Origin of the sequence: Oleiagrimonas sp. (assembly GCF_027858935.1) — a bacterium.
Taxonomy (GTDB): domain Bacteria; phylum Pseudomonadota; class Gammaproteobacteria; order Xanthomonadales; family Rhodanobacteraceae; genus Oleiagrimonas.
Genome location: NZ_JAQIBU010000329.1, coordinates 1 through 4,378 on the forward strand (window position 1 = coordinate 1; position 4,378 = coordinate 4,378).

4 protein-coding genes are annotated in these 4,378 nt (G+C 58.7%); all 4 read right to left on the reverse strand.

Annotation, left to right across the window (positions count from 1 at the left end):
• On the reverse strand, nt 1-284 hold a 284-nt coding region (locus tag PF446_RS12450; protein ID WP_298072073.1), incomplete at its 3' end, for a hypothetical protein.
• A gap of 130 nt (nt 285-414) precedes the next feature.
• Nucleotides 415-2,502 carry a toll/interleukin-1 receptor domain-containing protein gene (locus PF446_RS12455; protein WP_298072074.1) on the reverse strand — a complete coding sequence of 696 codons (2,088 nt, stop codon included), beginning with the start codon at nt 2,500-2,502 and terminating at the stop codon, nt 415-417.
• Nucleotides 2,503-2,950: 448 nt separating this feature from the next.
• Nucleotides 2,951-3,376 (reverse strand): hypothetical protein, encoded by a 426-nt coding sequence (locus PF446_RS12460; RefSeq protein ID WP_298072076.1) that lies wholly within the window; start codon nt 3,374-3,376, stop codon nt 2,951-2,953.
• 116 nt (nt 3,377-3,492) lie between these two features.
• Nucleotides 3,493-3,972, reverse strand: coding sequence for a zinc ribbon domain-containing protein (locus tag PF446_RS12465; RefSeq protein ID WP_298072079.1), 480 nt, complete (start codon nt 3,970-3,972; stop codon nt 3,493-3,495).
• Nucleotides 3,973-4,378 lie beyond the last annotated feature (406 nt).

Genomic DNA, 4,378 nt, shown 5'->3' on the forward strand with positions numbered 1-4,378 from the left:
TACCGATAGCTGTAGGTGGCACCGTTGGAGGCGGTGGTGTTGGTGTAGCCATCCGATCCATTGGAGGCATGGTTGTGTACATCAAGGTTGATGTTGGGGCTTGCCGGACCGTTTCCTGCCCATGCCAGGGCCGCGAACGTGGCGCACAGCAGGGTTGCGAGCAGGACCAGAACCGGCCGCAGGGTTCTGCCACCGCGGTCTCGGCGTGTTGTCCGATCGCAGTCATGGTTCGCGTTGACATCGAGTTTCAAACTCTTGGAACGGATACGGAATCGTTCATTCATGATCAACTCCCAGCAGGGGTTCGCCGTCATCCTTGGATGCAGCGGGTCGGGCCGGCGACGATGGTTTCGGATTTCCCCGCGCGCGTCGGCGAACGCGGGGGATGAGAGCATCGGGGACTGCAGGCAGGGATCATGTGTCCAGGCCGCGGGTCGATTGAACTGGCTTTGCCTGCGGCCACGGATACAGCGGAACGTAACCGCTACGTGCAAGCCGCGCGCGGGCCTGTTGTGCCTCCCGGGGGTGTCCGGTCAGCAGGCACACGCGAACCCATGGATCCAGGATCCGCCAGTAGCTGGAGTGCTGCGCGGTGGGTCGGAGCAGGCGTTGGGCCGCGTCGAAATGCGCGCGTGCGGCATCCAGCCGGCCATCGGTTTGATCGACCATGCCGGCAAGAACTTCGCTTGACGCTTCGCGACCGAGGTCTTCGGATGGTTGTGATGAATCGTCCTTGCGATACAACGACATCAGCCTTCTGGATGCGGCACGGGCAGCCCTTGGGTCGTTCTCACGCATGGCCAGGATCAGATCGAGTTGGCTCGCGGACTGGATGTGCCGGCGAACGAGCCGGTTGCGGGCCCGGAGCTTCATCGCCTGAACGATCAGTGGTTCGGCAAGCGCAAGATCGGAGCGCGCGCCCGCCACGTTATCTGAGCCCAGACGCGCAGCTGCCCGCTCGATGAGCGCATGAAGATAGGCCTGGCTCCAGTCCTTGTTGGTCGGGTCATGCATGACCAGTGTCTGCATGCGTGCAACGGTCTCATCGGCAACGGATTCGGATTGCGCATAGCGACCAAGGACCCGGAGCAGACCGGCCTGCTGCAGTTGTGCTGTCGACCATTTCAGTTTCCAGTTCGGATCGTCCGGATGTCGGGCGACGATGTCTGCCATCACCCGGGTTTTGCTTGCCATGGCCTTCTCGGCCTGGTCAATGTGGCCGTATTGCTCCTGGACGCTGCCTTGCCAGGAAGCTTCGTCGGCCACCTCGAAGCGCAGTTGCGTGTCCGCAGGAGTGCGGGCCTGAAGCGAGGCAAGGATCCGGTGTGCCGCTGAAAAGCTTTTTGCGGCCTGCTGGAGTTGCCCGAGCTCCAGTTCAACGGCTGCGAGATTGTGGTCACCATATGCGAGCTCATGCTTCCAGTCGGCCCGCGCGGGATTCATCGCATACACCGTCCTACTGGTGTCGCGGTAGCGGGTAAGCCATGCACGGGCCTTGTCCAGTTGGCGGCTTTGCCAGTAGACGTATCCGATCCAGAATTCAGCCTGGCCGCGGTCGAACAGGAGACTGCCATCGGTGGGATGTCGGTGCGCCAGCGCACGGCTGCGTTCATAGCCTCCACGGAAACTCGACAGCGCATCCGCGTAGCGCCCCTGGTCCAGCCGCACCTGGCCAAGCTGGGTCTCGGCAAGGACCAGCTGTTTGAGCGTGGTGTCGTTGAGGTCGCGTGGATTGAGGTGCGTAAGGTAATTGATCGCCTTGCCGCCCAGACTGTCCAGAAGGTCGAGCCTTCCGACTTTTTCAAGTTTGTCATGCAGGTTTCCAAGCATGAAGACGATCAGGTCCTGCGCCTGTTCCTGGCGTCGCTGCGCGTCGTTGCGCGCGATCCACGCGGTAGTTGCAAGGCCCATCGCCAGGACCATCCCGCACAATGACGCGACCACGGCGCCCAGCATGCGGCGGTGGTGCCGTTGGGCTTCCCGATTGCGCAGGCTGTCGAGATCGGTGCCGATCAGTCCCGCAACAATTTTCAGCAGTGCAAGCTTGCGACCGTCCTTGCCAGGACGCAGGTCCGCGGCGATGGGTTCGATCGGATCGTGGACGTCGGTTTCACCGGAATCGGCCATGTACCGCAACGCGGGAGGAAAACATTCGCGAGCATCACCCGCGTTCGGCTCGCCATCCACGATCAGGCAATAGATCCGGTCGCCGCGCCCGAGGCTCATGAAACTTTCCACCTCGGCATTGACCCAGCGCGAGCGCGCCGCGTCGGGTGAGCACACCACGATCAGGGCGTCGGAGTCGGTCAGGGCCTCGCGCAGCCGGTCGCCGAGCGCGCCGCTGCTGGCCAGTTCCTCGCGATCACGAAAGATGGGATGCAGACGCTCGGGGATGATTCCGAATCTGCCGTCGGTCTGGCGCAGCCGACGGGGGACCCGGTAGGACTCCAGCTTGCGGTGCAGCCAGGCGGCCCACCGCGCATCCTGGTGGCTGTAGCTCATGAACGCCCGATAACGTCGTTGGGCTCTCGTATCGGGAGGGATCGACGATCGGGTCAATGTGCATGACTCCAGGCACGGGTACAGTCATTGCTGGCGCCTGCCGAAGCTGCTCGCGCCAATGCTGAGATCGGCCGTGTGGCCGGACAGATACGTGCGTCGTGTTCCCATCATGCCTTCGGCGACCTCTTTTGCAATAGCCGCCGCACGCAAAACGCACGATTGGTCCGTCGCGATGGTCTGACCGGGGTCGATACAAAAAAACCCGCAAGGCTGCGGGTTTCATGGAACCTTCGGGTGTCCATTGGACATTCCCGATTCTATCGTTGGTACGAAGAAGGGCATCACAAAATAACAGTAAATCACCGTTATTTATGGATATTTAAACAGGAAATACAGAAAATGCCCCCATATATGCCCCCACATCAATTCGGTCCCATAATTTTCATTGCTAAAGTGTAGTGGGCTCAATTTCCACGCCAGCCGAACCAATCAGGATGCGGTACTTTCGGGTTTCGGTCGGCTTCAGGTCGGCATTAGTCTCGCGCCTATCCTTGCCTTCACGGTAGCCGCAGAATGCCTTTCCTACGTTCCATGTCCCTATGATGTGGTGGCCTGACGGCACATGTAGCGCCACCCGCTCGCCTGTATCCATCTTGGCGACCAACTTGCCGTCTAGATACAACCCTGCAAAGCATCCACTTCCGGCAAACCCAACGTCCCGCGTCACGATGATGGTTGCATTTCCATCGTCGGGTGACTGAAACGCAAGGATGCGGCTAGCTGGAACGGGTTTGACTTGGTTTGGTCTCGGCGCGTGCGTTGCGCAACCAGCCAGAAAGATCGCTGCACATAGTGCTATCAGTCGTTTGCTCATCTTTCCCCCTGTAACGCAGAGCTAAGCCGAGGCGAACCTCGTAGCGGTGAGGCGTCGGCTTGAGCGTCAGGTTAGACAATTTGCGCGTTGCTACCAACAACGCGTAACCCTTGCTGTTATTGATGCCAATTGCAACCGACAGTGTTGATTGCGTCGTACTTGCGAGCTAAAGCCGCGTTCTTGCTATCGATGGCATGCGCTGTGATTGAGCCACCTTGCCTGTCTTGCTCTATGGCAAACGCCATTGTGCCAGTGTTACCGGAGGCATCTTTCCAGTCTGCCGACCCACATGTATAGAACATGCCGGTAGCATGCGACTGGTTGTACTCGAAGACGTCGTAGCTGGTCATTGTGAGGCCGAGTGACATGAGATCGGAGCTGACGGCGGACTCCCTCTGAGACTCTGCATGCTTGCCAACACTGATACCGGCCACGATGAAAATGATGACAGCGAGAACAATGATTCCGACGACCCACAGCACCACCTTTAGGCCAGTACCCATATGACCATTCGGATTCGCGGCGCCGCAGTGTGGACATGTTTTTGCGCTGCTGCTTACAGACTCGCCGCACTCCCGACATGTTTCCATGGCCATATGATTCCCCTTTTTCTAACTTTCTGCTGCTTATCTGTTGCTTAGAAGATTAGCAGCTACCCGCGTGCGACGACAGTAAAAGGGGCTGACCTTACAGACACAAGCCCATCCATTTGACTACAATTTTCCGACACCTTCGCGCGCATGGTTGCGCCCAAAAATTCGCCGGATGGCGTCAGTTCATGCCTTTTTATGGCGTCGGGAAAATCCTACGGGGCCTTCTGACGCGGCAAGAATGGATCACTCACCAAGTCTCTCTTGTTTACTGGCGACGCGTCGCAGTGCCCCTAAGGAAGGTCTGAACAAGTCGATTACAAATAGCCATCCATTCATTTGTGTGTAATGTGCGTTTCGCACATGTCGGGTGGTCTTTTTATATTCGGTATTTGCGGTGTTTTGGGGCTTT